The 13,852-nt window shown below is 71.5% G+C and carries 12 protein-coding genes; 4 read left to right on the forward strand and 8 right to left on the reverse strand.

The window, feature by feature from the left end; all coding sequences use genetic code 11:
* Positions 1 to 18: 18 nt before the first annotated feature.
* Positions 19 to 1,737, reverse strand: a complete 1,719-nt coding sequence (locus tag ABH920_RS26045; protein ID WP_370351746.1) for a penicillin-binding transpeptidase domain-containing protein — start codon at positions 1,735 to 1,737, stop codon at positions 19 to 21.
* Positions 1,738 to 1,831: 94 nt separating this feature from the next.
* Positions 1,832 to 2,908: a tRNA 2-thiouridine(34) synthase MnmA gene (gene mnmA, locus ABH920_RS26050; RefSeq protein WP_370351747.1), complete on the reverse strand. Its 1,077-nt coding sequence runs from the start codon at positions 2,906 to 2,908 to the stop codon at positions 1,832 to 1,834.
* Between the two features lie 79 nt (positions 2,909 to 2,987).
* On the opposite strand from mnmA, the gene ABH920_RS26055 reads away from it, so the two are divergent.
* Positions 2,988 to 4,253: an NAD(P)/FAD-dependent oxidoreductase gene (locus ABH920_RS26055; protein ID WP_370351748.1), complete on the forward strand. Its 1,266-nt coding sequence runs from the start codon at positions 2,988 to 2,990 to the stop codon at positions 4,251 to 4,253.
* A 12-nt stretch (positions 4,254 to 4,265) separates the two neighbouring features.
* Here the strand turns inward: ABH920_RS26055 and ABH920_RS26060 are convergent, their stop codons facing one another.
* From ABH920_RS26060 to ABH920_RS26075, 4 genes are all read right to left on the reverse strand, one after another.
* Entirely contained in the window at positions 4,266 to 4,835 is a 570-nt protein-coding gene (locus ABH920_RS26060; protein WP_370351749.1) for a hypothetical protein, read from the reverse strand.
* 103 nt (positions 4,836 to 4,938) lie between these two features.
* The gene (locus ABH920_RS26065) at positions 4,939 to 6,111 is read right to left on the reverse strand and encodes a cysteine desulfurase family protein (protein ID WP_370351750.1); all 1,173 of its coding nucleotides are present in this window, start codon (positions 6,109 to 6,111) and stop codon (positions 4,939 to 4,941) included.
* A 138-nt stretch (positions 6,112 to 6,249) separates the two neighbouring features.
* Positions 6,250 to 7,308 carry a GDSL-type esterase/lipase family protein gene (locus tag ABH920_RS26070; protein ID WP_370351751.1) on the reverse strand — a complete coding sequence of 353 codons (1,059 nt, stop codon included), beginning with the start codon at positions 7,306 to 7,308 and terminating at the stop codon, positions 6,250 to 6,252.
* Between the two features lie 9 nt (positions 7,309 to 7,317).
* Complete coding sequence (locus tag ABH920_RS26075; RefSeq protein WP_370351752.1) at positions 7,318 to 8,718, reverse strand: MBOAT family protein; 1,401 nt, start codon at positions 8,716 to 8,718, stop codon at positions 7,318 to 7,320.
* A gap of 113 nt (positions 8,719 to 8,831) precedes the next feature.
* Here ABH920_RS26075 and ABH920_RS26080 point away from each other — a divergent pair, with 113 nt between their 5' ends.
* Positions 8,832 to 10,493: a protein kinase gene (locus tag ABH920_RS26080; RefSeq protein WP_370351753.1), complete on the forward strand. Its 1,662-nt coding sequence runs from the start codon at positions 8,832 to 8,834 to the stop codon at positions 10,491 to 10,493.
* Here ABH920_RS26080 and ABH920_RS26085 read toward each other — a convergent pair.
* Together ABH920_RS26085 and ABH920_RS26090 are read right to left on the reverse strand one after the other, a co-directional pair.
* A complete protein-coding gene (locus ABH920_RS26085; RefSeq protein WP_370351754.1) occupies positions 10,465 to 11,415 on the reverse strand; it encodes an electron transfer flavoprotein subunit alpha/FixB family protein in 951 nt (316 codons plus the stop codon). The two genes, ABH920_RS26080 and ABH920_RS26085, sit on opposite strands and share 29 nt — an antisense overlap.
* Before the next feature lie 13 nt (positions 11,416 to 11,428).
* The gene (locus tag ABH920_RS26090; protein ID WP_370351755.1) at positions 11,429 to 12,208 is read right to left on the reverse strand and encodes an electron transfer flavoprotein subunit beta; all 780 of its coding nucleotides are present in this window, start codon (positions 12,206 to 12,208) and stop codon (positions 11,429 to 11,431) included.
* Positions 12,209 to 12,541: 333 nt separating this feature from the next.
* Here ABH920_RS26090 and ABH920_RS26095 point away from each other — a divergent pair, with 333 nt between their 5' ends.
* Both ABH920_RS26095 and ABH920_RS26100 read left to right on the forward strand, forming a co-directional pair.
* Entirely contained in the window at positions 12,542 to 12,952 is a 411-nt protein-coding gene (locus ABH920_RS26095; protein WP_370351756.1) for a hypothetical protein, read from the forward strand.
* The gene (locus tag ABH920_RS26100; RefSeq protein ID WP_370351757.1) at positions 12,952 to 13,842 is read left to right on the forward strand and encodes a WXG100 family type VII secretion target; all 891 of its coding nucleotides are present in this window, start codon (positions 12,952 to 12,954) and stop codon (positions 13,840 to 13,842) included. The genes ABH920_RS26095 and ABH920_RS26100 overlap by 1 nt, the downstream gene beginning before the upstream one ends.
* Positions 13,843 to 13,852 lie beyond the last annotated feature (10 nt).

Genomic DNA, 13,852 nt, shown 5'->3' on the forward strand with positions numbered 1-13,852 from the left:
ACCGGCCGGCGCCGCGCGTCAGCTCAGCCCGGCGGCCTTCATCATGGCGGCGATGGCCGGGCCGGCCGCCGAGTTGCCGAATCCGCCGTTGAGCACCAGCGCGGAGACCGCGATGTCGTTCTTGGGGTCCATGGCGATCATCCAGGAGTCGGTCGGGTCGGTGGCGTTCGGCTCGGCCGAGCCGGTCTTGGCGCCCAGGGTCGGCGAGATGTTCTGCAGGGAGGTCGCGGTGCCGTTCGTGATCACGCCGCGCATCATGGTCTGCAGGTTCTGGTCCACGTTCGCGGGCAGCGGCTGGGCCTTGGCCGGGGCCTGGAAGCCGGGGATCAGGACCGGCTGGTGGAACTGGCCGGTGGCCACCGTCGCGGCGATCGAGGCCATGGTCAGCGGGCACATCGTGATCTTGCCCTGGCCGAAGGCCGAGGCGGCGAGCAGGCTGTGCGTGTCGGCCGGCGGGACCTGCAGATTGCCGGCGGTGCAGTAGGTGGCCTGGCCGACGCCCAGGTCCCAGGGCTGGTCCATGCCGTAGTAGTCGTGGACGGTCTTGGACAGGCTGTCCAGCGCCAGGTTGTGCCCGATCGTCGCGTTCACGAACGAGGTGTTGCAGGACATCTCGTAGGCGCTGAGCAGGTTGGCGCCGGAGAAGCCGTTCTTCAGGCCCTCGTCGTTGTGGTAGACCTCGGTGCCCACCTGCGCGGTCGGCGTGCAGTCCGCCGAGTCCGTCAGCTGCATGCCGCCGAGCATCAGGGCCGTGGCGGTGACCGTCTTGAACGTCGAGCCCGGCGCGCGCGTGGCCGTGTAGGCCATCTTCGTGTTGTTCTTGTTGTTCGTCGCGATGGCCAGGATCTCGCCGGTGGACGGCTTGATCACCACCATGCCGGAGTTCGGGTACGCCTGGAGCGCGTTCTCCGCGGCGGTCTGGATCTTCGAGTCGATCGTCGAGCCGAGCTGCAGGCCGCTGGTCGAGTTCGGCGCGCCGAGCTGGATCGTGTTCGAGCCGGGGATCTGCAGGCCGGTGTTGTTGTCCACGAACTGGATCTGCAGCGAGGCCTGGGTGCCGTTCTGCGGCTTGGAGATCGCCAGCTTCGTCAGCAGGCTGGCGATGCTCGGGTGGTCCTTGCCGGACAGCGGCACGCCGTTGCGGTCGGCGACCGGCACCGACGGCGGCACCGCCTTCAGGTTCGACGCCGCGCTCAGCTGCGGGTTGATGAGCGCCGAGGCGAAGTGCACCAGCGCCGGGTTGTTCCCGGTCGGCGGCAGCACCGCCAGCGTGGAGTTGTAGGCCCACGTCAGACCGTCGTCGAAGGTGTCGGTGACGCTGAAGTCGTAGTGGACCGCGTTGTCCAGCGGGTTCGGCGTGGCCGGGCTGCTCGGCGTGCCCGGGGTCGCCGCGCCAGAACCGGTCGCCGAGCCGGCGCTGCTCGGCGCGTTCATCTGCGAGCCCAGCTTGAGCACGATGGACTTCGGCGCCAGCGACTCCATCACGGCCTTCAGCCGCGGCCCCGCCTTGTCCGGCAGGTCGGTCAGCGCGCCGGCCTTGGTGTAGTCCCCGGACTGCCAGGCCGCCAGGAACGCCGCCGCGGCCGTGTCGGTCGGGCTGGCGCCGGCGGAGGTGGCCGTCTGGGACCCGCTGTTCGCCGCCGGCTTCGGCTTGGAGCTGCCGGAGCAGCCCGCGGTGACGACCGCGAGCGAGGTCGCTAGCGCGGCTATAGCCAGGAGCGTGCGTCGTGAACCCATCGGGGTCCCTCCCCATACTGTCGGATCGGGTTTTTCAGCCTACGACCCTAACCGACGCACGTGAGGGCCAATTGGTTGGCCTTTGGCCGGCCTTTTAACGTGAGGTCTGCGCCACGGTGGCGGAACCGATCACCCGAGTCCCGTCATAAAGGACAGCGGCCTGTCCCGGCGCGAGACCCCGAACCGGCTCATGGAGCACCACTTCGATGGCGTCCGGACCGGTCCGCTCGGCCGTGGCCGGCACGCCTTCGCCGTGCGCGCGCAGCTGCGCGTGGCACTCGATGCGGCCGGTGAACTCCGGCCCGCACCACCGCAGCTTGATCCCGGACAGGCCGGTGACGTCCAGCTCCTCGGCGGTCCCGACGGTCACGGTGTTGCTGACCGGCGAGATGTCCAGCACGTAGCGCGGCCGGCCGTCCCCGGCCGGGTCGCCGATCCGCAGCCCCCGGCGCTGGCCGATGGTGAAGCCCCAGGCGCCGTCGTGCTCGCCGACCTGGCGGCCGGCGCTGTCCACGATCGGGCCGCTGCTGGTGCCCAGCGTCTTGGCCAGATACGCCTTGGTGTCCCCGTCCGGGATGAAGCAGACGTCGTGGCTGTCGGGCTTCTTGGCCACGTACAGGCCGCGCTCGGCCGCCTCGGCGCGGACCGCGGGCTTGGTGTCGTCGCCGAGCGGGAACAGGGAGTGCGCGATCTGGTCGGCGTCCAGGACGCCCAGGACGTAGGACTGGTCCTTGGCCGAGTCCGCGGCGCGGTGCAGCTCCGGGCCGTGCGGGCCGTCGAGCAGGCGCGCGTAGTGGCCGGTGGCTACCGCGTCGAAGCCCAGCGCCCGCGCCTTGTCCAGCACCGCGGCGAACTTGATCTTCTCGTTGCAGCGCAGGCACGGGTTCGGGGTGCGGCCGGCCTGGTACTCCGCGACGAAGTCGTCGATCACGTCCTCGTGGAACCGGTCGGACATGTCCCAGATGTAGAAGGGGATGCCGAGCATGTCGGCAGCGCGCCGGGCGTCGTGCGAGTCCTCGATCGTGCAGCAGCCGCGCGCGCCGTCGCGCAGGGCTTGGCGGTTGCGGGACAACGCGAGATGGACGCCGGTCACCTCGTGACCCGCGTCCCGGACCCGGGCGGCAGCCACCGCCGAATCGACACCACCGGACATCGCCGCCAAGACACGCATAGGGCAAGGGTACGTGGAATGGTTGACTGTGAGGCGGGTCATAACGGGCGGGGGACGGCTACCACGAGCGGAGGACGCCATGAGCGGCGCCGAGGGCACGGACAGCAGCATGGTCATCGTCGGTGCGAGCCTGGCCGGGGCCAAAACCGCCCAGGCCCTGCGCGAGGACGGCTGGGACGGGCCGATCGAGCTGGTCGGCGCCGAACACGACCTGCCGTACGAGCGTCCACCGCTGTCGAAGGGCTTCCTGCAGAGCAAGGAGGAGCGGGACAAGGTCTTCGTCCACGAGTCCGGCGCCTGGTACGTGGAGAACCAGGTCGGGCTGCGGCTGGGCCGCACCGCCGTGGCGGTCGACCGGGAGCGGCACGTGGTCCGCCTCGACGACGGCACCGAGGTCTCCTACGGCAAGCTGCTGCTGGCCACCGGCTCCGCGCCGCGGCGGCTGAACGTCTCTGGCGGCGACGCGAAGAACCTGCGCTACTTCCGCACGCTGCAAGACAGCGAGCGCACCAAAGAGGAGCTGATCCCGGGCTCCCGGCTGACCATCGTCGGCGCCGGCTGGATCGGGCTGGAGGTCGCGGCGGCGGCGCGCGAGAAGGACGTCGAGGTGACGGTGCTGGAGGCGCTGGAGCAGCCGCTGCTGCGGGTGCTCGGGCCGGAGGTCGGCGCGCAGTTCGCCGCGCTGCACCGGGCGCACGACGTGGACCTGCGCCTGGGCGCCGGCGTGGACTCCTTCACGCTGCAGGACGTGGACGGCGTCGAGCAGGCGACCCGGGTCCGGCTGGCCGACGGGACCGAGATCGAGGCCGACCACATCCTGGTCGCGGTCGGCGCCGCGCCGAACACCGGGCTGGCCGAGGCCGCCGGGCTGGAGGTGTCGAACGGCATCGTGGTCGACGCCACCCTGCGGACCTCGGACCCGGACGTGTTCGCCGCCGGCGACGTCGCCAGCGCCTGGCACCCGTTCTACGACGAGCCGATCCGGGTCGAGCACTGGGCCAACGCGCTGAACCAGCCGAAGGTCGCGGCGGCGTCGATGATGGGGGTCACCGACCTGAAGTACGACCGACTGCCGTACTTCTACACCGACCAGTACGACCTCGGCATGGAGTACGTCGGGCACATCCCGGCCTCGGGGTACGACGAGGTGGTGTTCCGGGGCGACCCCGCTTCCGGGGCGTACATGGCGTTCTGGCTGGCCGGCGGGAAGGTGCTGGCCGGGATGAACGCGAACGTGTGGGACGTGGTGGACGAGGTGCGGAACCTGATTCTGGGGCGGGCCACGGTGGATCTGACGCGGCTGCGGAATCCGGCGGTGCCGCTGGCCGAGGTCGCGGCGCGGTGAGCAGGAACGAGCTCAGAATTCGAGATCGTTCTCGTTGATGCACACGTTCAGGAACGTGATGTTGGTGGTGCTGAGGTTGTAGAGGATCCCGTGCGGATCCATCTTCCACTGCTCCCCGCGCACCCCGACGTTCGACCAGATCCCCTCGGCCCACCAACCGCCCTCGTTGTCGGCCGCGCGGATCTGGTTGGACAGGCCGTAGTCGCGCAGGTCCAACAGGTTGTTGGTGTTCTCCCACGGGCACCACAGCGATCCGGTGCTCAGGCGCACGCCGGAGGCGACGACGTTGGACGTGGTGTAGAGGCAGACTTCGCCGGTGCTGCATCCGGCGAAGTCGTAGGCCACGGCGCTGCCGGGGGCCGTCGGCGGCTTGTAGGTGAGGGTGACGCCTTCCTTGGCGTAGTGGATCGAGTCACCGTCCACCACTCCCCCGGGCTTGCGGGCGAGCTGCGCACTGATGGAGTCCTGGACCCACTTCTGCCCGGAGTCGATCGAGGCGGACGCCGGATCGGCGGCCAGCGCCGCGGAGAAGACCAGCAGTACACCCGCCAGAAGCGCGAGCATGGAACGCTTGCGAAGCATGATGCCCCATTCGTCGCCGACATGACCCGACGGAGATTCAGAGTCCTGTCGGGCGAGGTCGGCTGTCAATGAAGTGTCCTGAAACGGACAGCGGTTCCACGCCCTAGCTGAGTCCGGCGGCGCGCGCCCGGGAGACCACCGGTCCGATGGCCTCGGCCAGCGCGTCCACATCAGCCTTCGACGACGTGTGCCCCAGCGAGAACCGCAGCGACCCGCGGGCCGGCTCGCCGTCGACCCCCATCGCCAGCAGCACGTGGCTCGGCTGGGCGACGCCGGCCGAGCACGCCGAGCCGGTCGAGCACTCCACGCCGCGGGCGTCCAGCAGCATCAGGAGGGAGTCGCCCTCGCAGCCCGGGAAGGTCATGTTCGCGATGCCGGGCAGGCCGGTCCCGACGCCGCGGTCGCCGTTCACCACCGCGTCCGGTACCTCGGCGCAGACCCGCGCGATCAGGTCGTCGCGCAGGCCCGCCAGCGTCTCGGCCTTGGCCTCGCGGTCCTTCACCGCCTCCACGACGGCGGCCGCGAAGCCCGCGATGGCCGGGGTGTCCAGGGTGCCGGAGCGCACGTCGCGCTCCTGGCCGCCGCCGTGCAGCACCGGGACCGCCTGGATCTTGCGGCCCAGGAGCAGGGCGCCGACGCCGATCGGGCCGCCGATCTTGTGCGCGGTGAAGGTCATCGCGGACAGGCCGCTGGCGCTCCAGTCCACGTCCAGCGCGCCTACGGCCTGCACGGCGTCCGAGTGCGCCGGGATGCCGTACTCGTGGCAGACGGCGGCCAGGTCGCGGACCGGTTGGACCGTCCCGACCTCGTTGTTCGCCCACATCACCGTGGCCAGGGCCACGGAGTCCGGGTCGCGCTCGATCGCCGCGCGCAGCGTCTCGGGGTGCACCCGGCCCAGGGAGTCGACCGGGAGCCAGTCGATCTCGGCGCCCTCGTGCTCTGCCAGCCAGCTCAGCGGGTCCAGGACGGCGTGGTGCTCGATCTTGGCGGCCAGCACGCGCCGGCGGCGGGGGTCGGCGTCGCGGCGGGCCCAGTACAGGCCCTTGACCGCCAGGTTGTCGCTCTCGGTCCCGCCCGAGGTGAACACCACCTCGGAGGGACGCGCCCCCAGGGCCTCGGCGATCTGTTCCCGGGACTCCTCCACCACGCGCCGGGCGGCGCGGCCGGCGGCGTGCAGGGAGTTGGCGTTCCCGGTGCGGCCCAGCCGAGCCGTCATCGCGTCGACGGCGGCCGGGAGCATGGGGGTCGTCGCGGCGTGATCCAGATATACGGCCATGATTAGCTGCGATTCTAAGGGCTGGCTGAGTGTGGCGGTTGTCGTGTCCGGCGCCGCCCGGTCCACGGGGATCACCCGGACGCCGGAGGGCACGCGGAAACGGGGGGCTGTTACCGCCCGCCGCTATCGCCAAGGCGGTCAGCCCAGCGTGTATTCCCCGCGCAGCGCGGCCAGGATGATCCGGGCCGGGAAGACCGAGCCGGGGAAGCTGAAGTGGATCCCGTCGTGCTGCCGCGCGAGGACCCGGTGACCGGCGGCATCGGTGAGGTAGTCGGTGTAGTGGCCGTGGTCGGAGGTCGGCCCGGCGACGTCCACATAGCGGAGCCCGGGGACGTTCGGCACGGCCGCGCGCACGGCGTCGTTGATGCGCGCGAAGATGTGGATCCAGGGCGCCGAGCGCGGGACCGGCGGGCCGACCCAGTAGACGCGGCGCTGCGGGTCGCCGGCGATGAAGTCGCGGGAGACGGCTTCGACGCGGCGCGCGTACTCGGCGTTCCAGGCGTTCGAGCCGACGTCGGCGCCGTGCAGCGGCCAGCCGTCGTTCGCGCCGAGGACCATGATCACCACGTCCGGGTCGAAGGCCGCGGCGTCCTGCGCGGCCTCGTCCGACCAGTCGAACACGGACGGCTGGGTGAGGCCGGTGCCGTTCCGGGCCTGGACCCGGACCTCGGCCGGGAGGTGGTCGGCGGCTACCAGGCGGGCCAGCTGCTGGCCGTCGAAGTCGGAGAGGGAGTCGCCGGTGACCAGGATGCGGAGCGGGTCGTCGGCGGTGGCGTGGCGGACGGCGGCGCCGACCGGGGCCAGGCGGGGCTCGGGGGCGGAGTCGGTGGTGGACGCGGTTCCCGACGTTGCGGCGGTGTTGGCGGCTGGGGCGCCGGGGGTGGTCGGCGGCGGCTCGGCGACCGGCTGGAGGCGGTCCGCGTCCTGCTCCAGGTGGGTGCGGTGGCCGTCACCGGTGAGGCTGTCGGGGTGGCCGAGCATCGCGTCCAGGGAGCTGCGGGGGCGGTTCAGGTCCAGGGCGCCGGCGACGGTGTCCAGGGGGTGCGCGAACGCCAGCAGGAGGTCGCGGGTCGGGCCGGGCTGCATGCCGAGGCCGGCGCGGACGACGCCGGCGGTGTTCAGGAGCAGCGCGGTGATGAGGGCGATGCGGATGACGCGGCCGGCTTGGCGCGCTGTGGTGAGGGGTTCCTCGGACACTGCGTACTCCTAGAACCGGAAGTAGATGAAGGGCGCGACGCCTTGTCCTCCGCTTACCGCGGCGATCACCAGGAGGAGCACGCCGAGGGAGACGCCCTGCGCGTAGACCGGGAGGGTGACGAACGCTTCGCGCAGGCGTGCGCCGGTGCCTCTGGGGATCCACTGCACAGCGAGTGCGGCGGCGATGAGGACGACGATGGCCGGCGTGACGATGCCGGTGCTCGGGCCGCCGGCGAAGAGGCGTCCCAGGACGGCGAAGGCGGTGCCGAGGTCCGGGGCGCGGAAGAAGACCCACGCCAGGCAGACCACGTGGAAGGTGACGATGCGCGCCACTGTGGTCTTCACAGGCTGGGGAATCCTTATAGCGAACGGCATCGCGGGCCACGCACGTTCCACCGCCAAGCCCACGCCGTGGATGCCGCCCCAGATGACGAACGTCCACGCGGCGCCGTGCCAGAGGCCGCCGAGGAGCATGGTGAGCATCAGGTTGCGGTACGTCTTAAGGCTCCCGCCGCGGTTCCCTCCCAAGGGGATGTAGAGGTAGTCGCGGAGCCATCTGGAGAGCGTCATATGCCAGCGTCTCCAGAAGTCCTGCAGAGAACGCGCGGTGTAGGGGCGATCGAAGTTGTCGGGGAAGCGGAACCCCAAGAGCAGCGCCAGGCCGATCGCCATGTCCGTATAGGCGGAGAAGTCGCAGTAGATCTGGACGGCGTATCCATAGACGGCCATAAGCGTTTCGGTGCCGTTGTGCGCCTGGGGCGTGCCGAAGACCGGCTCGACGAGCTTCGTGCCGATCATGTCGGCCACGACCATCTTCTTCACCAGGCCGCCGACGATCAGGCCGAAGGCGCGCGCGGCGGGGATGCGGTTCGGGTCGCGCGGGCCGGACAGCTGCGGGACGAACTCCGAGGCGCGGACGATCGGGCCCGCGACGAGGTGCGGGAAGAAGGACGCGTAGATGGCGTAGTCGAGGGGCTTGGCCAGCGGGGTGCGGCCGCGGTGGACGTCGACGACGTAGGAGATGGCCTGGAACGTATAGAAGGACACTCCTACAGGCAGGACCAGGTGTAGCAGCCCTAAGGAGAGTCCCAGGGAACTGCTGACGGAGTCGCTGAAGAAGTCGAGGTATTTGAAGACGCCGAGGGTGCCGAGGTCCAGGGTGATCGCGGCGATCAGCGCCGTTCTGCGGACCTTCTCCGAGGCCTGACGGGTGATGACGGTCGCCGCGAGTTGGTTGACGACGGTGGAGCCCGCCAGGAGGAACACGTAGTGCCAGTCCGCGGCCGCGTAGAAGTAGTACGAGGCGGCGAGGATGCCCGGCCGCCACAGGCGCTGACGGGGCATCAGGGCCCAGGACAGCGGCAGGACGACGGCGAAGAAGAGCGCGAACTGCACGGTGGGGAAGATCAAGGCGGCTGTCCCGGGTGGCCGTTTTCGTCAGGAAGGGTCGCAATACCCAACGAAACAGAACACCGACGGTCACGGTCTTCCCAGCGATCGAGATCGCTCTTAGCGTGTGCGGTATGGCACCGCTGAGTGGGGACGACCCGCGCCACCTGGGCGGTTTCCGGGTCCTGACGCTGCTGGCCGTGGGCGGGATGGGGCGCGTCTACCTGGCGCTGGGGCCGGACCGGAGGGCGGTGGCGCTGAAGGTGGCGCGGCCGGAGTTCGCGGCCGACGCGCGGTTCCGGGCCCGGTTCCGGCGGGAGGTGGAGACGGCTCGGGAGGTGGGGGGCGAGGGTTCGGGCGGTGGCGGGGGTTCGGGCGGCGGCAGCGACGGCGCGGCCGGCAGCGGCGGCAGTGGCGGTGGCGCGCCCGGCCGAAGCCGTGGCACGGCACTGATCGCCCCGGTGGTCGCGGCGGACGCGGACGCGGAGCTGCCATGGCTGGCGTCGGAGTACGTACCGGGACCGTCGGTCACGGACGCGGCGATGGAGTTCGGACCGCTGGGCGACGCGGGCCTTCGTACCCTGACGCACGGCCTGGCTCTGGCCCTGTCCGAGGTCCACGCGGCAGGGGTGGTACACCGGGACGTGAAGCCCTCGAACGTGCTGCTGGCCCGCGACGGACCGCGGCTGATCGACTTCGGCGTCGCCCGCGCCCTCGACGACATCGGCCTGACCAGGGTCGGAGCCCTGATCGGCTCCCCGGGCTTCCTGTCCCCGGAGCAGGCGGTCGGCGAGCCGGCGACGTTCGGCTCGGACGTGTTCGCCCTGGCCGCGGTGGTCGCCTACGCGGCCCGCGGCCAAAGCCCCTTCGGCGCCGGCGACGGAGCGGCACTGCTCTACCGCGTGGTGCACGAGCCGCCGAAGCTCGACGGCCTCCCCGCCGACCTGACGGAGGTGCTGGCCGCATCCCTTGCGAAGGACCCCGCCGAACGCCCGACAGCACCCGAGATCGCAGCCCTCGTCGCACCGGCCGACCCCTGGCTCCCCGACGCGGTGCTCGACGACATCGCCCGCCGCGAGGCCGAACTCGCGGCATGGCTGGAGGTCACGGCCGCCGATCCGCCGCGCACCATGGCGCACCCGGAGCCGACCGCCTTCGACTCGGTCGCCGCCACCGCGCTCGATGTGGCGAACACGCCGACGCCGCTGCCGAAGCGCATCGGCGGCCGACGGCGGGTGCTTGAGGGAGCCGCAGCCGTCGCGCCGCCCGAGCAGATATCCGAGCAGCCACATGACTCCGCAGCGCCGCCCGACCAAGCATCTGAGGCACCACAACAGGGCAGTGCGCCAGCCGGCCGCATCCGCCAACCCGGCCTCCCGCGCGCATCGACCGCACACTCAGACCTCGCCGACACCGCATCCCCCGCCCCCGAGCCGGGCGCGCCGGCCACGCCCCCCGGCGCCGCCTACGCCGCGTTCCTCCTCGACTCGAGTCCCGAGCCGGCTCCCCCGCCTGAACCCGCCGCGCAGCCCCTCACCCACCACCGCGCCCCGCGCCGCCGCCGCTTTCCGGTCTACGCCGCCCTCGGAGCCCTCCTGGGCGCCGCCGTGGCCGCCGGCGTCCTGCTGATCCCCGGCGGCGGCCACGGTGCCCCGGGGCCGTCGCAGGGGCCGGTGGGCACCAGCTCCGTCGGTGCGCCGGGGACGCAGAAGGCCGCTTCGCCCACCGCGGCGGGTGGGGGAAGCGGCCTCGGGAGCCGGGCGGGGACTACTTCCGCTTCAGGATCTCGTCGGTGACCTGCGGGACCACCTTGAACAGGTCGCCGATGACGCCGTAGTCGGCGAGCTCGAAGATCGGCGCCTCGTCGTCCTTGTTGATGGCGACGATGGTCTTCGAGGTCTGCATGCCGGCGCGGTGCTGGATCGCGCCGGAGATGCCGGCGGCGATGTACAGCTGCGGGGAGACCGTCTTGCCGGTCTGGCCGACCTGCGCCTGGTGCGGGTACCAGCCGGCGTCCACGGCGGCGCGGGAGGCGCCGACGGCCGCGCCGAGGGCGTCGGCCAGCTTCTCGATGATCGCGAAGTTCTCGCCGCTGCCGACGCCGCGGCCGCCGGAGACCACGATCGAGGCCTCGGTGAGCTCGGGGCGGTCGCCCTTGGGGAGCACGACCTTCTCGACGATCTTGGCCAGCTTCGCCGAGTCGGACAGGTCGACGCTCACGTCGACGCGCTCGGCGGCGGCCGGGGCCGCCTCCGGCGCGGTGGCGTTCGGGCGCATCGCGATGATCGGGGTGCCCTGGGTGACCTTGGAGTGCGCCACGGTCGAGCCGCCGAAGATGCTCTGCTCGGCGATCAGCTCGGGGCTGACGTCGACGGCGTCGGTGAGGATGCCGGAGCCGGACTTGACCGCCAGGCGGGCGCCGACCTCCTTGCCCTCGGCGGTGGCCGGGACCAGGACGGCGGCCGGGGCGTGCTCGGCGACCAGCTTGGCCAGCAGCTCGGCCTTGGGGGCGGTGACGTAGCCCTCCAGCTCGGCGTCCTCGGCGACGTACACCTTGGCCGCGCCGTACTCGGCCAGCTTCTCGGCGGCCTTGTCGTAGCCGGCGCCGACGAACACCGCGCTCGGCTCGCCCAGCGCGCGGGCCTTGGTCAGCAGCTCCAGCGTGACCTTCTTGACCGCGCCGTCGGCGTGGTCGACGAGGACCAGGATCTCAGCCATTTTCCAAGCTCCCTTAGATGAACTTCTGCGCGGACAGGAACTCGGCGAGCTTCACGCCGCCGTCGCCCTCGTCGGCCACCTTCACGCCGGCGCTGCGCGGCGGGCGCTGCGCGGCGTCGGCCACCGCCGTCCAGGCACCGGCCGCGCCGACCTGGGCCGCGTCGATGCTCGCCGAGGCCACGTCGAGCTGCGCGATCGGCTTCTTCTTGGCCGCCATGATGCCCTTGAAGGAGGGGTAGCGCGGCTCGTTGATCTTCTCGACCACCGACACCACGGCCGGCAGCGTGGCCTTGACCACGTCGTGCCCGTAGTCGGTGAGCCGGTTCACGGTGATGTCGGTGCCGTCGATCTCCACCTTCGAGGCGAAGGTGAGCTGCGGCACGCCCAGGCGCTCGGCCAGCATCGCCGGGACCAGCGAGGTGCGGGCGTCGGAGGCCTCCGAGCCCAGGATCACCAGGTCGTACTCGGTGGTGCCCAGGGCCTGCGCGATGGCGTAGGAGGTGGCGACGGCGTCGGAGCCGGCCAGCGCCGGGTCCGAGAGCAGGATGCCGGAGTCCGCGCCCATCGACAGCGCCTTGCGCACCGCGGCGTCGGCGCCGTCGGGGCCCATGGTCAGCACGACCACCTCGCCGCCGTGCGCCTCGACGAGCTTGAGCGCCTCCTCGATGGCGAACTCGTCCATCTCGTTGAGCACCGGGTTCGAGCTCTCCCGGTCCACGGTCAGGGTGTCCGGGAGGAGCCGCTTCTCGGCCTCCGTGTCCGGCACCTGCTTCACACAGACGACGATTTTCATGATCGCTGTCCGACCTCCTGCTTGAGGGCTTCTCCGGTCTCTCCTGACGCAGCTTGCCATGGTCGGACCTGATTTTAATAAACAGAGCATCCGAACACGGGGGCAGGCCGGCGAGGCTTTCCACATATTCCGGTGCGGCCCGGCGGAAGCCGACGGTGCCGTCCGAGGGGATCGTATCCCGACAAAGTTACCGCTTGGTAGTGCCACAGGAAGCGACGCACGTCACGTCTCGGATGGGCCGGACGGGGGAATACGTAAGGTGTTCGAGTGACTACTGGGAGAGATGGTGGCCAGCTAGGATGATCGGAACACGTTGACCAGGGGGTGGTGGCGATGACCGGTCCGGGGTTCGCCTTCGAGGTGCGGCCGCCGTTGCTGACCGCGTACGCCGAGTCCCTGCACGCCCGCACGGCGGAGCTGGCGGCCGTCGGCGAGGCGGTCGCGGCGGTCCGAGTCGAGCGCGGGTGGTTCGGCAAACTGCCGCAATCAGGATTTCTGGCCGACCGGTATCGCGGGCATCAGGACGGCGTGCTCGCCGAAGTCGGGGATCTGGCCGTGTGGCTGGCGGCGGCGACACGCGGGCTGGCCGAGTCCGCGGGGCGCTATTCGTCGGCCGATCGGGTGGTTGCAGGGGTCGCGGGAGCGGTGGAGGCGGCGCTGGGAGTGGGGATCGAGATACCCGGGCCGGCCACGGCCTCTGATTCGGCTTCCTCGGATCCCCATTCGGATGACGAGGCGCCCTGATGAACGGGGACGTCTTCGGCGCGGGCTACACGTGGGCGGTCGAGGAGCCGCCGAGGCTCGACACGAGCCTGACGCCGGTGCATCGGGCGGCGCCGAGCGGGATCGAGGGCGCGCTGGCGTCAGGGGTCGAATGGGTCCTGCGCGAGGTGGGGCTGCTGGACATCCTGGACCACGTGACCGGCGACGCCGAGGCGCTGCACGGGGCGGCGGCGCTGTGGCTGGAGCAGGCGGTCGCGGTGCGGGGCATATCGTCGCGGCTGCGCCAGGACTGCGTGCCGGTCGCGGGAAGTTGGCGCGGGGAGGCCGCGCGCGCGTTCGGGACCACGATGGACGTCTACGTGGCGGCGCTGGACCGGCTCGCGTCCGGCATGGCGGCGACAGCGCACCTGCTCAACCGGGCCGGCGTGGCGGCCGGGGCGGCGCAGGACGCCGTGACCGGCATCGTCACCGACGCCGCGGCGTGGGCGGCGGCCGAGCTCGCGGCGACCGCGGTGGCCGACGTGCTCACCTTCGGACTGGCCACGCTCGGGGGTGCGCTGGCCGAATCGGCGACGCTGGCGGGGTTCGTCGCGCGGGCCGAACGGATATCGGCGGAGTTCGCGGTGCTGGTCGAGCAGCTGGCGACCGAGCTGGCGGAGCTGAAGGCCGCACGGGACGCGATCGGCGCGGCGCGGGGGCTCAGCGCGCTGCGGGCCTTGCGGCAGGCGCAGGGCACGCTCGGCGAGTTGGGCGGCGCGGGCAGCCTGTTCCGCAGGCTGGAAGGCGCCACGGACGCGCTGCTCGGGCAGGTGGTGGGGCTGCCGCTCGGCGCGGATGGACCGCGGAGCCTCGGTTCGCAGATTAGGAGGACGATCTCCGGAGAAGCGGAGGGGATCGGCGAGGCGAGCTGATACCCGACGC

Source organism: Catenulispora sp. EB89 (assembly GCF_041261445.1).
Taxonomy (GTDB): Bacteria; Actinomycetota; Actinomycetes; order Streptomycetales; family Catenulisporaceae; genus Catenulispora.

Excerpts from the sequence above, each read along its gene's own strand:
- ABH920_RS26090 (WP_370351755.1), bottom strand. The coding sequence starts at position 12,208 with ATGAAAATCGTCGTCTGTGTGAAGCAGGTGCCGGACACGGAGGCCGAG.
- ABH920_RS26080 (WP_370351753.1), top strand. The coding sequence starts at position 8,832 with ATGGCACCGCTGAGTGGGGACGACCCGCGCCACCTGGGCGGTTTCCGG.
- ABH920_RS26095 (WP_370351756.1), top strand. The coding sequence starts at position 12,542 with ATGACCGGTCCGGGGTTCGCCTTCGAGGTGCGGCCGCCGTTGCTGACC.
- ABH920_RS26100 (WP_370351757.1), top strand. The coding sequence starts at position 12,952 with ATGAACGGGGACGTCTTCGGCGCGGGCTACACGTGGGCGGTCGAGGAG.
- ABH920_RS26060 (WP_370351749.1), bottom strand. The coding sequence starts at position 4,835 with ATGCTTCGCAAGCGTTCCATGCTCGCGCTTCTGGCGGGTGTACTGCTG.
- mnmA (WP_370351747.1), bottom strand. The coding sequence starts at position 2,908 with ATGCGTGTCTTGGCGGCGATGTCCGGTGGTGTCGATTCGGCGGTGGCT.
- ABH920_RS26045 (WP_370351746.1), bottom strand. The coding sequence starts at position 1,737 with ATGGGTTCACGACGCACGCTCCTGGCTATAGCCGCGCTAGCGACCTCG.
- ABH920_RS26055 (WP_370351748.1), top strand. The coding sequence starts at position 2,988 with ATGAGCGGCGCCGAGGGCACGGACAGCAGCATGGTCATCGTCGGTGCG.
- ABH920_RS26065 (WP_370351750.1), bottom strand. The coding sequence starts at position 6,111 with ATGGCCGTATATCTGGATCACGCCGCGACGACCCCCATGCTCCCGGCC.
- ABH920_RS26085 (WP_370351754.1), bottom strand. The coding sequence starts at position 11,415 with ATGGCTGAGATCCTGGTCCTCGTCGACCACGCCGACGGCGCGGTCAAG.